The sequence below is a fragment of the Vibrio mangrovi genome (genome assembly GCF_024346955.1).
In the GTDB taxonomy this organism is placed as follows: domain Bacteria; phylum Pseudomonadota; class Gammaproteobacteria; order Enterobacterales; family Vibrionaceae; genus Vibrio; species Vibrio mangrovi.
Window position 1 is genome coordinate 740091 of sequence record NZ_AP024884.1, and the last position, 16675, is coordinate 756765.

The following is a 16675-nucleotide window of genomic DNA, read 5'->3' on the forward strand; positions in this document are numbered from 1 at the left end:
CCGAAACTTCACCCGATTCAGGATTCCGTGATTGTATGACTACTATGGTGTTGCTAATTACTTATTTAAACTAATTATTTATTTTTAACTACTTACTTGTTTTTATTATCTACCAGTACTGCCAGCAGTATGACGATCGCTTTAGCAATCATCTGATAGTAGGAAGAAACATCCAGCAGGTTCAGTGCATTATTCAGAAATCCGATAATTAACGCCCCGACCAGTGTTCCCATAATCCGGCCTTTACCACCCATCAGGCTGGTGCCGCCCAAAACCACAGCGGCAATTGCATCCAGCTCGTAACCCATACCGGCTGTTGGCTGTGCGGAGGAAAGACGCGATGTCACAATCACTCCGGCCAACGCCGCCATAAGGCCACAGATGGCATAGACACCAACTTTCACCCGGTCAACATTAATACCGGACAAGCGAGTCGCAGACTCATTGCCACCCAGAGCATAAACATACCGACCGAACCGGGTGTGGTTCAACAGATACCATGCCAGTCCGAAGACAACGGCCATCAGCCAGACCGGTACAGGAATACCCAGCATATAACCGGTTCCGAACCAGGCAAAACTATCGGCAACATCGGTAAATCCAGTCGATATCGGACGACCATCGGTATACACCATGGTCACACCACGTAGCAGCGTCATTGTTACCAGTGTTGCAATAAATGCCTGAACCTTCCCTTTGGCAATAATGATCCCGCTCAGACCACCGAGGCAGGCACCGGCCAGTAATGAAACCGGAACAGCAACAAACACCGGCACTTCCAGCGCGATCATACTGGCTGCGAATGCGCCACACAGAGCCAGCACCGAGCCGACACTCAAGTCAATTCCAGCGGTCAGAATAACTAATGTCATCCCTACAGCCATGATGGCATTAACCGATGTCTGACGCAGGATATTAAGAATATTATCAACAGTGAAAAAGTTCGGGTTCAGAAACGACACAATTACAATCAAAACCAACAACGCAATCAATGACTTCTGTTCAATCAGCCACTCTTTACTGAACCACTTACGTTGTTTTGATGTCGGTTGATTCATGGACTTGGTATTCATGCTGCTTCCTCGTGAATATTCTTACCCACGGCACACGCCAGCAGGTTCTCTTGATTGGCATCTTGCGCCGCAAACTCGCCACTAATCCGTCCTTCATGCATGACAAGAATTCTGTCACTCATCCCGAGGACTTCCGGCATCTCAGAAGAAACAAGAATAATGCTCATTCCTTCCGCTTTAAATTGGTTAATCAGCTGATAGATCTCTTTTTTCGCCCCGACATCCACACCACGGGTCGGTTCGTCGAGAATCAGTACTTTCGGCCGGGTCATCAGCCCTTTGGCAATCGCTACTTTCTGCTGATTACCTCCGGAAAGGTTGCCGATGATCTGATCCTGCGACGGAGTTTTAATATTAAACAGGCGGATAAAGTCACCCACAGCTTCTCTTTCGTCCTGATGACGAATCTGCATACCGTTCGACAGATGATTCAACGCACACAGGGACATGTTTTCTTTCACTGACAGTCCTAAAACCAGTCCGTCCCCTTTGCGATCTTCTGAAATATAAGCGATCCCGTTTGCCAGACCTTCCTGTGGACTATTCGGAGATATAGTTCGCCCTTCCAGCCTGACTTCTCCTTCTTCCCGGGCAAGCGCACCATAGATGACTTTCATCAGTTCGGTTCTTCCCGCTCCCATCAATCCGGAAACACCGAGAATTTCTCCCCGTTTCAGCACAAAGCTGACATCATGGACTCCGGAGCCGGTTAAGTTGCGGACTTCCAGCGAAACATCACCACTTTCAATATTCATCCGCGGATACTGTTCATCCAGCTTACGTCCGACCATCATTTCGATCAGCCGGTCTTCATCAATATCTTCAACCGGACACTGACCGATAAACTTGCCATCACGCAACACAGTGACATCGTCACAAATTTCAAAAATCTCTTTGAGCCGGTGAGAAATATATACAATGCCACAACCCTGAGCCCGTAATTCGCGGATCACACTAAACAGCGATTCGGTTTCGGTATCAGTCAGCGCATCGGTCGGTTCGTCCATAATGATGACTTTGGACTCAAACGAAAGAGCTTTGGCAATTTCAACCATCTGCTGCTCACCAAGGCTCAGCTGGCCCAATGGCATTTTTGAACTGTGGCGGACATTCAGACGAGCCAGTAACCGATCGGCTTCCTGATACATTTCCTGCCACATAATCCGGCCGAAACGGTTGGTCTTCTCCCGGCCCAGAAAGATATTTTCTGCAATGGTCAGTTCAGGAATCAGGTTCAGCTCTTGGTGGATAATCGAAATCCCTGCTTCCTGAGAGTCTCTCGGCCCCTGAAAGGCCACATGTTCCTGCTGGTAAAGAATTTCACCGCTATCTTTGGTGTAGATTCCGGTCAACACTTTCATCAGTGTCGATTTACCGGCGCCGTTTTCTCCCATCAACGCCATCACTCGTCCCGGATATACATTCAGGCTGGCACCATCGAGCGCTTTCACGCCGGGAAATGCTTTGTCTATCTGGCTGAGCGCTAAAATGGGTTGTACCATGATTTCACCTCAATTCACTATGGAACGAAAAATGCCTCCGAAACGACAATATGTCTCCGGACTAAAAAACAACACCGGCCTGAAAAATAACATTGGCGTACGGTGTGCATTCCCCGGTCCGTACGATTGCCCGGCTTTCCCCGGAACGTACTTTAAACTCTTCGTGACTGACATAAGTTCTGCTGACAGTCTTACCGGACTGTTGCTCTTCGCTTTCCAGTAAATCCAGCAACGCAGCATGTAAGATTGGGCTGACCTCACGGAATTCTTCCGCAATAATGACACCTTCAATCTGCATTTCTGCCAACAGAGTCCGGGTCGTTTCAATAAATCCCGGCACACCATGAGTCAGTGCCAGATCAATACGCTGTGTTGTCTCCGGAATCGGCAGTCCGGCATCACATACGGTAATTTCATCCGTATGCCCTAATGTAGCAACCAAATAAGAAAGCTCTGAGTTCAGTAATTGATTTTTTTTCATCACAATGCCTCGACAATCCTGCAAAATGCCGATCGTTTCGCAATCGGTTTTTGCCACTTAAGCTCCGAGTGAAATGTATAAAAAACACTCATCGAAACGTTTCGATGAAATCATATCGCAATCTGGAAGATTTGAATCCCGGTAAAATGAAGACTGTGAAGCAGATCGATGAAAGCAGGTTAAAGGCCATAAAAATATTGAAGAAGATCACTGAACAAAAAAGATATGATGAGTGAATAGTTATTATGAAACATGGAGTATGAAATCAAAGGAACAGACTGCCGCTTACGCGACAGCAACAACCGCTTCAATTTCAATCTTCAGCTCGGGAGAAAATAATCCGGCAACATGAATCAACGAACTGGCTGGCAGGTGCTCGCCATAGACTTCAAACAGAGCCTGACGTAATTCACTCATACGGCTCAGATCAGTGACAAAAGCCGTGATTTTAATCAGATTCTCTAATCCGGTATTTTCTGCCTGACAGATACTCCGGATTTGTTCAAAAATAGCTTTGGTCTGCAATTCAATCGGATCAAACTGCGCAGATGTACCAAATGCTGTCAGCCCTGAGAGATATAATGTATTTTCGTGTCTGACTGCATGAACATAAGGCCCGATCGGCTCATCCAGACTGGCATAATTTTTTCTTTGCAGGTTCATTGGCTACTCTCATGACTAGGAATTCTTATGATTGTCATAGCATAACATCCTGATTTCCCGGAAATCAAAGTGATTATTCATGCACTCGGCGGATTTTTTTCAGCCACAGTTTTTTCAAACATCAGGTGGTGGAGTAAAACCCGGCATAACAGATGATGCAACAGCACCGAAAGTCCCACCGGCAGCAGAATCAGGCCCAGCAACATTTTGATGGCAAACTGAATCACCACCAGCATTCCCCGTTCGACTTTATGATGAAGTTTTGCTGATGTTGCCTTATGCAGCAATGCCACACTACTTTTGGCATGTTCTTTCAGATCGCCATGATGATTGTTGTGACCTCTCAGCTCACCGGCAACCGCAGAGAAATAACTAAAACCGGTCGGCTCTGAGAAACCTTTCTCGACCATGGTTGTGACCACGATACTCAGGTGAAGTGCATAGGGAATGACCAGCCAGCAGAGAATAAATAGTCTCCCGACAAGGCGTAACAGTTTTCTTGCTACCAATAGTTGCAGAACAACACGATGAAACAGGGCCAGAGCCAGCCAGACAATACACAGACTGATAAATATCAGAAAGAGCCAGGGAGTTGCCGCTTCCGTGAAAATTATAATCACCCGCAGCAGCGCTATCGCAGCCAGAGAAAACGTTACAGCTTCCGTACCCCGTTCAAGAACCCGATTGAGACTATTCAGAATCCGGCCGACTTCAACATTCATATCGACAATGAATGACACACCGAACTGACTGCTTCCGGCCACGTTGGTCAAAGCATCCAGTTCCAGCAAATTTAGCAATTCAGAGCCGGTTTCCTGCTCCGTATGCTCCAGATACAACAAATTTGAACGGTACAAATGATCTTGCTGATGCGCACCGGTAACCTGAGAGAGCTGACCGGAAAACCAGAAAAAAAGTGTAGCACTAAGGATTAAAATGGCGCAGAACAGCCACCAGCGGCTTATTTCCGGAGCTTTTTCAGGTGGTAATGACTTTTGCGGCTGTAGCGTTTTTGCCGGATCTGATGATTCTTCCTGCTGAGGCCGTTTGCCCGGTTGGGATGGTTTTTTCGGCGGGGCTGTCGTACTCATACAGCCTCCTGACGTACCCGACAGCGAATCGTTTCTAATGCTGTGTTTTCAATGGCTTTGTCCAGATCAACTGCTCCCCTGATTCCCGGTAGCCGCCCTTGTTCGGAATGCTGCCAGAGCTGAATATGTTCCAGTCCTGCCGGCCGGGCCATCTCCGGCGAGTAATCGGCCAGCCAGAACGGATAACGATTAAATGAACGGCCGATATAAGTCTGCCAGAAATCACCATAAGAATAGATAACCGGCGTACACCCCGTAGCCTGTTGTATTCCCTTTAAAAACTGCCGCAGACGGGATTGCAGAACCAGAGGCTTAACACCTCTGGAAACTTCAACATCAACCATCGGTGCCAGAGTCAGCTCATGCCCTTTCGTCGCACTCAGAAAATTTGCCAGTTGCTGGTGGGGATCATCACCCGCTTCAAAAAAGTGATAGGCACCGACAGGAATCTGGTGCGGGGCAATCGCCTGAACATTCACAGCAAACATCGGGTCATGGAAAGTCATACCGTCTGATGCCTTCAGATAGACAAAACCAATACCGGACTGAATCACATCACGCCATACGACACTTCCCTGATCATGAGAAACATCAATCCCTCGCGTATGTTGACGTACCACTACAGTTTTGTTCTCTGGTTTCTCTGTAACTTCAGGTTCTGCCGTTCTTCTATCCGCACCCGGTACCGGTGTTTCTGCCCGATTTGTGGTGTCCACAGCAGTGATGACCAAAGATGGCGTCGACCCGGACGGCATCGAGCTGGATAATGAATGAACCAATGGTCGGGAGAAAAAGAGATAACTCCCGGCAAAAACCCCGACGACAACGGCAAATAACACGGTTTTCCCTGCCATAAAATACTCCTATGCTGACTTCTGTCCCGATCCATCAGCAATCAGGCCAGTTACGCCATTTTACAGACCGGGTCGCCATGAAACTCGGAGATTCTGATGAACTCCTGTGGGCACTTCTTACTGCATCAGGCAGGCAGAAAAGTCCTCCATCAGCCAAACGCACAACGAGACAATGACCCAACCGCCGTACATAGAGATTTAGGTATATAATCATTTTATCAGTTGCCGAATTATATAAGGTGATTCAGATGAGCCAGCCAGCAATACTGATCATTGTTTTTCTGGCGGTATCTCTTGTTGTGATCGTGGCAAGAGCCATTATTCTCGAATGCATCAACCAGAGAAATACCAGACAAGATGCAGCCAGTGTCCGGCCAGCAACACCGCCGACAACCAAGAGCATTTTTTCCGGAACCACACCGCATGAGATGACCGGAGAAGTTGCTCTGGTTCTGCAAGAAAATATTCAGTTGCCGGATTCCGGATGGACGGAAATCGAGCCGCCTGACGGATTGATCGATAAAGTCATTCAGGCAGCTCAGGCCGTGCGTACCTTCTCGGCTTTATCCTTCCAGAGTACGGCTACAGAAGGTGTACTCCAGAGTTGGCGGATCGATTGCACCAAACCGGATGAAGCCCATGTCAGTCAGGCGATACGGGATGGTGAAGGATATGCACTGGATGAATGGGTCAGTCTGCATAATCAGTTATTCATTAACACCGGAATCTGGTTTGATATTCAGGATCACTCGCAAATTGAAGAACGCACCACCTTTAATCAATACTTCATGCCAGAAAATGTCGTCTCAGAACTGTCTGACCAGCATATCGAATATGTCGGCCGCGCCACGATTCATGAAAACGCTTATCTGTTCCTGCAAACATCACTCATTCAAAGTGATCCGAATACATCGGTACGTCTGCAATTATGGCTGGACGCTCACACTCTGTTCATTCAGAAACGCCGCCTGATTGTCTATGAAAATGAGCAAATTAGTGCCGAAGACATGACCGCATACACACAACCACAGGATTCCTGTTCGATTTCAGCCCCGGACTGGATCAATGTCAATGATGGTGTGATTACCAATACATCGGTTTGTATTGTTGAGCACTGGTGAGCGGAATTTAAGATAAGTACAACATCACCCAGAAAGCCTTCCCATATTGCGAAGCGGTAACAATCGCTTATTTGTGTTCCGTGCCACATGTGCGGCTGGCATTAGTCGATCAATCACTCAGAAACGGTATGGTATTCCAAAGAACCCCAAACCAATATCTGACCACGAATCATATGAATCGATTTGGAGATCAATATGCCCCGCACTTTAACAGGAAAACTTTTCAACCTTCCCTTTCTCATATTGCTTAGCAGTTGCACAACCGCAGTGAACAAATCTCCCGAAGATCTAACCGCAACAACAGCTCGAGGTGACGGGACATTCATTCACTGGCAGCTCAACGCAATATCATCCGATACTTCACAGCCACTATTACTGGTCGCGCAAGGTTCCGGGTGTCTTCCGACAAGAGCAAATAAAAATATCGAACTGTTGCGCCGTGTTTTGCCGGAATACGCAATTCTTACTATTGAAAAATATGGCGTTAACCCTGAAGTTATCCCTAAAGATCCGATGAATAGTTGCTCCAGTGAATTTTATGCGAATCATACGGTTACCCGCCGCGTCGAAGACGCCAGATTAGTTTTGCATGATCTGCAAGCCCGAAACCTCTGGCACGGCAATCTGATCCTTTTCGGTGGTTCAGAAGGCGGCGCCGTAGTTTCCATTCTGTCACATGAAATCGATGCTGTAGATGCCGTCGTCGTGTTCTCGACCGGAACCGGAATGACGATGGCTGAGTTCTTTCCACAAATCGTACCGCCGCCAGTGGCAAAACAGATGCAGGCCGTATTTGAGCAAGCGCGAGCCAATCCGATGTCACAGGAGATTGTCGGCGGAAATTCACTCAGGTGGTGGGCTGATATTCTTGATCGCCGGCTCTCTGACGACTTGCTCAAATCATCTGTCCCCGTATTATTAATTCACGGAGAAAATGACCGTCACGCTCCGGTTGCCGCTGCACGTGCAACACAGAGCGCTTTTGCATTCGCCGGAGAATCTGAACATCTGACCTACTGGGAACTTCCCCACCGGGATCACCAGATGAGAGATGAAGAAGGCAAATCTCATCTTGAAACAGTATTTGATCAAGTTGCAGCCTGGATACGAACCCAAATGTACTGAATTGATAGTAAAGAACAGCATGACCAGATCAGATAGCTTTTGAACCAAACCCATAAATCATGAACTGTGATCACACAAATTACAGGATAAACTTCCGTTCATAGAATAAATTGATTTGGTTTATATATAAACGTTTGATTTATCTTATTGTCTCTAATTGTTGTGAAATCTAAACAGGGAAATAAACGATGGATAATCTATTGATAGCGATCGGAATCGGAGTCATTGCCGGGCTCATTGATGTTGTTCCAATGATAATCCGAAAGCTGGATAAATATTCATGTATCTCGGCTTTTATCCATTGGGTTGTGCTTGCTTTGATTATTCCGTATGTAAACTGGGAAATTCAGCCTTGGTTGAAAGGTTTGCTGATTGCAGAACTAACCGCGATTCCAATCATGATCATTGTCTATCCACAAGACCCTAAATCAATCATTCCAATGATCGTTTTTTCTGCGGTACTTGGCATCGCGGTTGGTGTCGTAAGCATGAAATTGATAGGCTAACCAATGAGCAATTTGATAAAAAAAATTCATAATGGATACATGTTAAAAAACACCGGCAGTTGGTTATATTGCGACAAATGCAATAATACTGTCGGTTATCTGTGCTATTCCACCTATCAGAGTTTTCATCTGGATTTTTTATGTCATTGTGGTAATTCAGGCGTATTCCACCTGACCTATAACACTGACCCAAAAATTACAGATTCACCCATTAAATTGAAAAAGAATAAAAACAGACTGTGTTGTCCAAATGACAATGCGCCGCTTTTTACTATCGTAGAAAAGCATATTAAAGACTTCTCTTATTCTGTTTGTTGCAATAAATGCTATACTCGCTTTTCCAGATAGAAAGATGCTCCAATAAGTCAGGAAAAACGAATTAATGAACGAACAGCAGTATATTGCGGAACGGGTTGATGACCAAATCACCTGGTATAGTAAAAAGAGTCAGAAAGCCCAGCGTTGGTTTAAGCAGTTAAGAATAGTCGAAATCTTGTCCGCAGCCGCCATTCCGCTCATTGCCGGGTTTGCTAAAGACCCATTCCCGGTAACGCTGACAGTTAGCCTTCTGGGAGCGCTAATTGCGGTCATCTCCTCAGTCATCAGTCTGAACCAGTTTCAGAAAAACTGGACAGAATACCGAACAACCAGCGAGTCCCTGAAACATGAAAAGGTCCTCTTTCTTACGAAGACGGAACCGTATCATAAGGAAGAGGATTCATTCCGCCTGTTTGTTCAACGGGTTGAAAGTCTGATTTCAAAAGAAAACAGCGCGTGGCTTCAATATACACAGTCTGCACAGGAAAAAAACCCGTCAGAGCAAGAAAGTTAGAATAAATATTCCTGTCAGGCAAGAATGATGGAAACCTCGTCCTGAGGTTTCCCTCTGAATTAAAGTACCTCAATCGCTTTACTCACGTCTAAAAATTGAACAAATCCAGCAGATACACCATTATTATACTAATTGCTTATCGACAACTTGCCAACATAGTGATTTAGCCTGAGTTGGCATGACCCGTTCATTTATGAGGAGGAGACATGTCTGAAGATACTGACGACCTCAAACCACTGACCCCGCCTAATGATATGGGTATCAGAAGACGGGAATATTTATCCAACCGGCAGATTTCTATACTTTCTTATACCGGCCTGCTGTTTGTAATTGCAGCACTTGGTTGTCTTGCAGCACTTGTCTGGCAACTGGCCAACACAGCAGGATATAGCTTCAAACCGTATATCACATCACTCCCGGCAGAGACATTCACAAAAATTGATGCAAATGTACTGTCTCTGGGAATGTTTGATTACTATTTCACGGTGTTTTTCGCACCGATCGTGCTGTTCATCAGCGCTATTTTTGCTTCAATTGTCGGCTTTTTATTGCTCAAAACAGCCGGGGCAGCCAATAGAGAAGTTATTCCTAAGCAAGATTACGATTTAATCAGTCAAATGCTGATTCATAAGAATGACAGAGGCATCGATAATTATGTCCGTCTGAGTAGTCTATCTGGTTTAACCGGTATATTTACTAAAATTGGTTTAACTGGCCTCCCACTAGCCACAATATTTCTCACGCTGTTCTTTACCGTACTTTCTATATGGGGAAGTCAATTTTTTGATTTAGCCAAATTAACACTTGGTGCATTTATTGGCTCATATGTGCAAAAACAGGCTACAGTGACAGAATCAAAACCGCCACCGCCGAGTGGACAGAATAGTGAATAAAGCAGTTTATAAGCTCTGCCAATGTTTTTTATCGGCCACATGATCCAATACTCCGGCTATCGCTGGAGTATTGCCCAACCGATCATTTCATCATTCTTTGATGAATTTGTTTTTTATATCACATAGGTGATTATCCTTTTTATTTTGCAATTTAGACGGGATAAACCATAATTAAATCCGTCCTTGTGTGATATGAACTAAAATTGTGGTTAATTTTTATTACATGAGAAAATAACGTAGTACAGATTATTAATTATCAAACTAATATATAAGGTTTTTATGAAAAAAATTATTTTTATCTTGAGCCTAATGCTTGTAAATATTAATTCATCATATGCTAATTATAATGATAATGTTACAGGAGAAGTAACATATGTTATGACATACACTAGTGGTCTGATATTGTTTCGTATAAATAATCAACCAACTTCTCATCCAACCTGTAAGAGTGACTATTTTGCAATTGCAACCGATGTGAAAGATGTCGCCGCAAGCAGAATGCTGTCCAGGTTGTTAGTCGCACATACAACCAGAGCTCCTGTGACCATTGGTTTTGATAATTCAGGAGGCTGTGGAAATGGTTATATACGTGTTTACCGGGTCGGTTAATCTTAGCCGCAAAAATTATGTAGATAGCATCAAAAAGCTCAATATATTAATAATAAAGTCTACATAAATATTAATATTATTTTCTTACTCCAAAAACACCGGGCACTGACATCAATGGTACTGAAATACTCAGTCCATTGATACCAGCGCCCGTTCTATTTGATTTCAGACAGTTGGAGACAAATACTAACTCTGACTCAGCTCATACAGCCGTTTTGCCTGCTCGATGGCAGACTGGCTGACGGTACGGAACTCTCTGGCATCGGTCGCATTCTGGTTAGAAATTTCCCGGATACGTTCAGCCAACTGTCCGACGTTTCCGGTCACGTTGGCCTGCTCTTCCGTGGCAACGGCAATATTGGCAGCCCGTTCCTTAATATCATGGAACGCTGTTACGATGTTTTCATATTGTGCCCGGGTGGTTTCAGAACGTTCGCTCACCACTTGTGAATATTCCCGGCACTGGGCAATGACACCAACGCCCTGCTCGGCAGCATTCTGCAACTGACTGATCATATTCTCAATCTCACCGGCAGACTGTTGAGTCCGGTGTGCCAGTGTTCTGACTTCATCGGCGACCACAGCAAACCCCCGGCCGGACTCTCCGGCACGGGCAGCTTCAATCGCAGCATTCAGAGCCAGTAAGTTGGTTTGCTCAGAAATATTCATAATCACATCAAGCACTTGCCCCACTTCCTGCGAATCCTGAGATAACTGATGCATTGCAGCAGAAGACTCGGTCAGTTTATCAAAGAGCTGACCGATCGAGGCCGCGTTTTCTTCGATAATCCGGAATCCGGAAGAAACCAAATCTGCCGAACTTTCGGTGATACTTGCCACAGTAACAACATCTTCAGAAACTGAAGCTGCCGTTGAGGACATTTCACTGATTGCCGTCGCCAGCGTATTGTTCTCTTCCATCAGCTCATTAGCTCTGCCGGTAGTATCACGACTGAGGTGATCCATCATTTCGGCGCTTTGCTTGATATGTTCGGCTTCCGCACGAACCTGAGCAAGAATCTGTACCAGATGGTCACCATAATCATTAACCGCAACACACATCTGACTCATTTCATCATCACCATCGACTTCCAGTTTGGTATCTGTCTTACCCTGAATCAGAGCACGGATTTGTGCCGTGGTTTTCTGAATCTGGTGAACCAGACGATTCCCGGAGAAGAGCAATGTAGCGATGAAAACCAGAATCAACGTCACCAGAGAAGCATATAAATAGAAGGTCAGCTTATCGACGGATTTGGATGCAATCTCTTCCGGCAGAATCACACCGGCGCGCCAGCCCTGTTTCGGTAGGGTAAAAGTAACCAGTACCGAAGCATCTCCGGGTACAACGCCCTCATCAAGTTCGGCAACCGACTCCCGGTTTTGCAGCGCTTTCACCAGCGGAGCCAGAGAATCATCTTTCTGAGCAAGTTCATCAACCGGCATCAATGTGAATGTTTTCTGACGTAAAGCAGGTAAAGAGATCAACTGATCGGTCTGATCGACGACGAAACTATAAATACCACTGTTGCGATATTGCTCCGTCAGTAACGTTTCAATATATGAGAGTTCGACATCAATGGTTGCTACTCCCCAGAAATGGCCGGCTCTCTGGATACCGACCGAGCAGGTGACCATCGGTACATTCGACACTGGATCGACATAAACTTCAGACCAGACACAACTACCGTGTGGAGCGCCTTTAACACTGGTGTACCAGCTTTCCTGCTGATACGGAGAACTATCCGGCTGGTTATAATCGTCTAACAGATCAAACTTCCCTTGCGGATTTTTGGCCCAGAACAGTGATGCTTTGTCCTGCCCGGAAACCAGTTGACCGGGTTCTGGCCAGATGCCACCACCGGCAATTCCGATACCGCTCTTGACCAGCGGTTCAATATGCTGAATAAAAGCCTGTTTGTCCTGTGGCAGATCTTCAGCCATCGCGGCAAGACTGCGGGTCAGAATGGCATTTTCAGCCAGCTTGCCGGACAAAACTTCACCGATCAGATTGGCTTGTAACTGGGCAAACTTAGTGGATTCCTGACGGATAACGGGGGCAACGACAAACTGAATAATTAAGAAAAGGACTAAAAGTGAAGTCACCAGCAGGACAACACTTCCTGCATACAACTTGCGTCTGATTAACATGGCACATCTCCCTTGCCAACAACAATAATAACTTCTATACCCAAATGACCTCAAGATGCAGTTTCAGTGAACTCGCCCTTCAGGAGCGCTTCAATCGCCGTCTTTCTGCGTCTTGAGGTTACTTGGGTATATTACTTTCCTTGAATCATCTGTGCAGATCAACAATTTTTATATATTGAACAAGGATTTGGTGCATCACGAGTGGGAGCGTGAACGGCTTAAAACAAGCCGAATCGTCTGAATATCAGTCATGATTGGCGCAATACTGTCCAGTTTCGCGCCAGAAGCGGAGATGATTATTTTTTTATGACTTTCCCGGATTCCGGCGCACCCGTAGTTTTCTCGGCACCAGCTCAATACCAGGCTGATATCGTTTTGCAGTGGCGTTCAGGGCCACGGCCAGAGCACTGTCGGCAATCAGTTCAAACTGCTGAGGCAGTGAATTGATTTTAAAGGGTAAAAAGTCCAGTAGCCGGTTATCACCAAAGGTTGCCAGCCGAAGATTTCCCATCAGATCCGGATGTTCCAGCAATACATCCAGAACACCTTCCAATAAAGTATATGAGGTTGAAACGATGGCATCCGGTACAGTACCTTTATTCACCCACCCACTGAAAATTTTCTTGCCTTCATCCCGGTTAAAGTGACCGCCATAGCCTTCCAGAATCTGAATCCCTTTATCCTTTACCGCAGTCTCAAAACCCAACTGACGATCTTTAGAAATACTCAGTTCCGGCAATGCACCAATCAATCCGATAGACTGAATCCCCTCATCCAGAACGGAACGAGTCAAATCCAGCGCAGCACTGTAATCTTCACTGACGACACAAGCGAAAAATTCATCATCCAATGGACGGTCAATTGCAATCACCGGCGTTCCGGCCTGCTGTAGTCCCTGATAAAACTCACTGGCATTCGGAATAGCGCTGGCAACGAACAAAGCATCGATCCGACGGGCGACTAACGTGTTGGCAACCGAAATTTCAGTGTCAGGATTATCATCAGAACAGGCGATCAGAATTTGATATCCGGCCTGTCGGGAGTTCTGTTCCAGCAATTTAGATAAGCGGGCATAACTGGTGTTTTCCAGATCGGGAATAATCAGACCGAATGACCGACTGTTCCCGGCTCGCAATGCTGAAGCCGTATGATCGGGGCGGTAATTATGAGCGTTAACCACTTCCATCACTTTCAGCTGTGTCTTTTCACTGATGCGATACTTTTGTGCCTTTCCGTTGATCACATAACTTGCCGTGGTTTTAGACACGCCGGCCAACTTTGCAATTTCATCTAGTGTCATATCGCTACTCTTGTTAGTGTGCGTCGGATCATATAAATAAAAATTAAGATCCTCAATCTCATTGCATTATATGCTGAATCGATTCACTATAAAAGCTGAAAGGATTCAGCAAAACTTAAAAATGATAGCGAAATCTAGTTTTTTGGACTATTCATTATATATCTTCAACACTATGAAAAATATGAAGTGATTTTTGCTGACTTTTTTTAACTGAATACTGAACCGATTCAGCTTACATTATTGATAGAACGATTGTGCAGACATCTACAACTGCTAAAACTCCATAGAGAGAAGATCAGGCAAGTCTGACACAGAAGCGCCGAATGACGGCAATAAAGGGGCCAAACATGCTGCAACTCACTCCTAATGACATCCATCTGGGACAATCTCAATCGAATAAACAAGATGCCATTCGCGCTATTGCTGCTCATCTGAGTGAAAAAGGACTCGTTGATGCCGGTTACGTTGAGGGAATGCTCAACCGGGAAGCACAGAATTCAACTTTCCTGGGTAACGGGATTGCGATTCCACACGGAACAACCGATACCCGTTCACTGGTCAAACAAACCGGTGTTGCCGTTCACCACTTCCCTCAAGGAGTTGACTGGGGTGACGGAAATACAGTTTATGTGGCGATCGGTATCGCTGCCAAATCCGATGAACACCTTGGCATTCTTAAACAGTTAACCAAAGTGCTGTCAGCAGACGGTGTAGAACAAAGACTGCAACAATCGACTCAGGCGCAGGAAATCATTGCCCTGCTCAATGGTGATGTTCAGTTTGAAGCTGATTTCGACGACACACTGATCCAGCTTCAGTTCCCGGCCAGCGACATGACTCAGCTTTCTGCGGTTGCCAGTGGTCTGCTTAAGAACAAAGGTTGCGTTGATGGTGAGTTTGTTGCCGATGTTATCGCAAAAGATGCAACGCCACTGGGGAATGGGCTATGGCTGACCAGTAGTCGTCAGGGCGTTTCCCGTACCGGTCTGGCATTGATTACTGCCAATGATGCTTTTGACTTGCAAGGACAGTCAGTGAAAGGACTGATTGTGGTTGCAGCCTGCAACGGTTCACATCAGCCGTTGATGCAAAAAGTCTCTGAAATTGTCTTCCAGAAAAATCAGCAAGCGCTGTTTGCAACAGATAAACAAGCAGTTCTGGCGGCATTTGGTTTAGCTGAATCAGCTCCGGCAGCCGGTGCAGACAGCAGCGCCAACACAGCAATCTTCCAGGTGAAAAATCCACATGGTCTGCATGCCCGTCCGGGAGCGATGCTGGTTGCTGAAGCGAAGAAATTTGAAGCCAGCATCAAAGTTGCCAACCTTGATGGTGACGGCAAAGCAGTGAATGCCAAGAGCCTGATGAAAGTCATTGCGCTGGGTGTGAAATGCGGACACAAACTTGAGTTTACCGCAGACGGCCCGGATGCAGGTCAGGCGCTTGAAGCACTGGGTGCTGCAATTGATGCAGGTTTAGGCGAACAGTAAGGGACCGTTATGACAGATTCAGTTATGACAAATAAAGTGGTCACGATTACGCTCAACCCGGCACTGGATCTGACCGGAAGCCTTGAGACCTTACAGGTCGGTTCGGTCAGCCTGGTCAGTCAGGGATCGCTTCATGCAGCCGGAAAAGGCGTCAACGTTGCTCAGGTACTCAGTGATCTCGGTGCTGAAGTCACGGTCACCGGTTTTCTGGGTAAAGATAATCAAGAGATGTTCTGTCAGTCATTCGACGCGATGGGTGCAACCGATGAGTTCATCCGCGTCGATGGCGCAACACGGATCAATGTCAAACTGGTTGAATCTTCCGGTGAAGTCAGCGATATCAACTTCCCCGGTGTGGAAGTTTCCCAACAGGCAATTGAAGACTTCGAGAAAACCTTGTTCCGTCTGGCAGCAAGTCACGAATACTTTGTGCTGGCAGGCAGTCTGCCGAAAGGTATTTCTCCCCAGCTTTGTGCTTCCTGGATCGAAAAACTGCATGAACTTGGCAAGAAAGTGCTGTTTGACAGCAGCCGTGATGCACTTGCCGCTGGTCTGGACGCACATCCCTGGTTGATTAAACCGAATGATGAAGAACTGTCACACTTCGTCGGCAGACCACTCAAGTCAGCTGCCGAATGTCAGCAAGCGGCCGGCGAGCTGGCAGCCAAACAGATTGAAAATATCGTCGTCTCTATGGGTGCAGATGGTGTGATGTGGCTGAACAATGATGAATGGCTACATGCAAAACCACCCCGGATGAATGTCGTCAGTACTGTTGGTGCCGGTGACACACTTGTTGCCGGACTCTGCTGGGGACACATGCAATCCATGAACAAGGAGGAACTGCTTACCTTTGCAACGGCTCTATCCGCGTTAGCAGTGAGTCAGGTGGGTGTCGGTGTTGCCGATATCCATGAGTTAAACACCCTACAACAGCAAATCCAATTACAACCGTATAGCCCTGAGGCTAGTAATTAAGGACAACAA

The 16675-nt window shown here is 46.1% G+C and carries 16 protein-coding genes; 8 read left to right on the top strand and 8 right to left on the bottom strand.

Annotated elements, in window-relative coordinates:
• Positions 1–92: 92 nt before the first annotated feature.
• From rbsC to OCU74_RS19590, 6 genes are all read right to left on the bottom strand, one after another.
• On the bottom strand, positions 93–1073 hold the full coding sequence (rbsC, locus tag OCU74_RS19565) for a ribose ABC transporter permease (protein WP_087482115.1): 981 nt from the start codon (positions 1071–1073) through the stop codon (positions 93–95).
• On the bottom strand, positions 1070–2575 hold the full coding sequence (rbsA, locus tag OCU74_RS19570) for a ribose ABC transporter ATP-binding protein RbsA (protein WP_087482116.1): 1506 nt from the start codon (positions 2573–2575) through the stop codon (positions 1070–1072). The genes rbsC and rbsA overlap by 4 nt, the downstream gene beginning before the upstream one ends.
• A gap of 61 nt (positions 2576–2636) precedes the next feature.
• Complete coding sequence (rbsD, locus tag OCU74_RS19575; protein ID WP_087482229.1) at positions 2637–3056, bottom strand: D-ribose pyranase; 420 nt, start codon at positions 3054–3056, stop codon at positions 2637–2639.
• Between the two features lie 285 nt (positions 3057–3341).
• A complete protein-coding gene (locus OCU74_RS19580; protein ID WP_087482117.1) occupies positions 3342–3719 on the bottom strand; it encodes a RidA family protein in 378 nt (125 codons plus the stop codon).
• A 77-nt stretch (positions 3720–3796) separates the two neighbouring features.
• The gene (locus OCU74_RS19585; RefSeq protein WP_087482118.1) at positions 3797–4810 is read right to left on the bottom strand and encodes a hypothetical protein; all 1014 of its coding nucleotides are present in this window, start codon (positions 4808–4810) and stop codon (positions 3797–3799) included.
• Entirely contained in the window at positions 4807–5664 is an 858-nt protein-coding gene (locus OCU74_RS19590) for a glycoside hydrolase family 25 protein (protein ID WP_087482119.1), read from the bottom strand. Before OCU74_RS19590 ends, OCU74_RS19585 begins: the two co-directional genes overlap by 4 nt.
• Positions 5665–5912: 248 nt before the next feature.
• Here OCU74_RS19590 and OCU74_RS19595 point away from each other — a divergent pair, with 248 nt between their 5' ends.
• The 6 genes from OCU74_RS19595 (at position 5913) to OCU74_RS19620 (ending at position 10750) form a co-directional block, all read left to right on the top strand.
• On the top strand, positions 5913–6785 hold the full coding sequence (locus OCU74_RS19595; protein WP_087482120.1) for a hypothetical protein: 873 nt from the start codon (positions 5913–5915) through the stop codon (positions 6783–6785).
• Positions 6786–6980: 195 nt separating this feature from the next.
• Positions 6981–7910: an alpha/beta hydrolase gene (locus OCU74_RS19600; RefSeq protein ID WP_143693271.1), complete on the top strand. Its 930-nt coding sequence runs from the start codon at positions 6981–6983 to the stop codon at positions 7908–7910.
• Positions 7911–8098: 188 nt separating this feature from the next.
• Positions 8099–8416, top strand: coding sequence for a hypothetical protein (locus OCU74_RS19605; protein WP_087482122.1), 318 nt, complete (start codon positions 8099–8101; stop codon positions 8414–8416).
• 382 nt (positions 8417–8798) lie between these two features.
• Positions 8799–9248, top strand: coding sequence for a DUF4231 domain-containing protein (locus OCU74_RS19610; protein ID WP_087482123.1), 450 nt, complete (start codon positions 8799–8801; stop codon positions 9246–9248).
• Between the two features lie 206 nt (positions 9249–9454).
• Entirely contained in the window at positions 9455–10141 is a 687-nt protein-coding gene (locus tag OCU74_RS19615) for a hypothetical protein (RefSeq protein ID WP_087482124.1), read from the top strand.
• 279 nt (positions 10142–10420) lie between these two features.
• Positions 10421–10750 carry a hypothetical protein gene (locus OCU74_RS19620; protein ID WP_234993616.1) on the top strand — a complete coding sequence of 110 codons (330 nt, stop codon included), beginning with the start codon at positions 10421–10423 and terminating at the stop codon, positions 10748–10750.
• Between the two features lie 186 nt (positions 10751–10936).
• On the opposite strand, the gene OCU74_RS19625 is transcribed toward OCU74_RS19620, so the two are convergent.
• Both OCU74_RS19625 and cra read right to left on the bottom strand, forming a co-directional pair.
• Positions 10937–12901: a methyl-accepting chemotaxis protein gene (locus OCU74_RS19625; RefSeq protein WP_087482125.1), complete on the bottom strand. Its 1965-nt coding sequence runs from the start codon at positions 12899–12901 to the stop codon at positions 10937–10939.
• Between the two features lie 304 nt (positions 12902–13205).
• Positions 13206–14201, bottom strand: coding sequence for a catabolite repressor/activator (cra, locus tag OCU74_RS19630; RefSeq protein WP_087482126.1), 996 nt, complete (start codon positions 14199–14201; stop codon positions 13206–13208).
• A 347-nt stretch (positions 14202–14548) separates the two neighbouring features.
• On the opposite strand from cra, the gene fruB reads away from it, so the two are divergent.
• Both fruB and pfkB read left to right on the top strand, forming a co-directional pair.
• A complete protein-coding gene (gene fruB / locus OCU74_RS19635) occupies positions 14549–15688 on the top strand; it encodes a fused PTS fructose transporter subunit IIA/HPr protein (protein WP_087482127.1) in 1140 nt (379 codons plus the stop codon).
• A 24-nt stretch (positions 15689–15712) separates the two neighbouring features.
• The gene (gene pfkB, locus OCU74_RS19640) at positions 15713–16666 is read left to right on the top strand and encodes a 1-phosphofructokinase (protein ID WP_087482128.1); all 954 of its coding nucleotides are present in this window, start codon (positions 15713–15715) and stop codon (positions 16664–16666) included.
• The last annotated feature ends 9 nt before the right edge of the window (positions 16667–16675 follow it).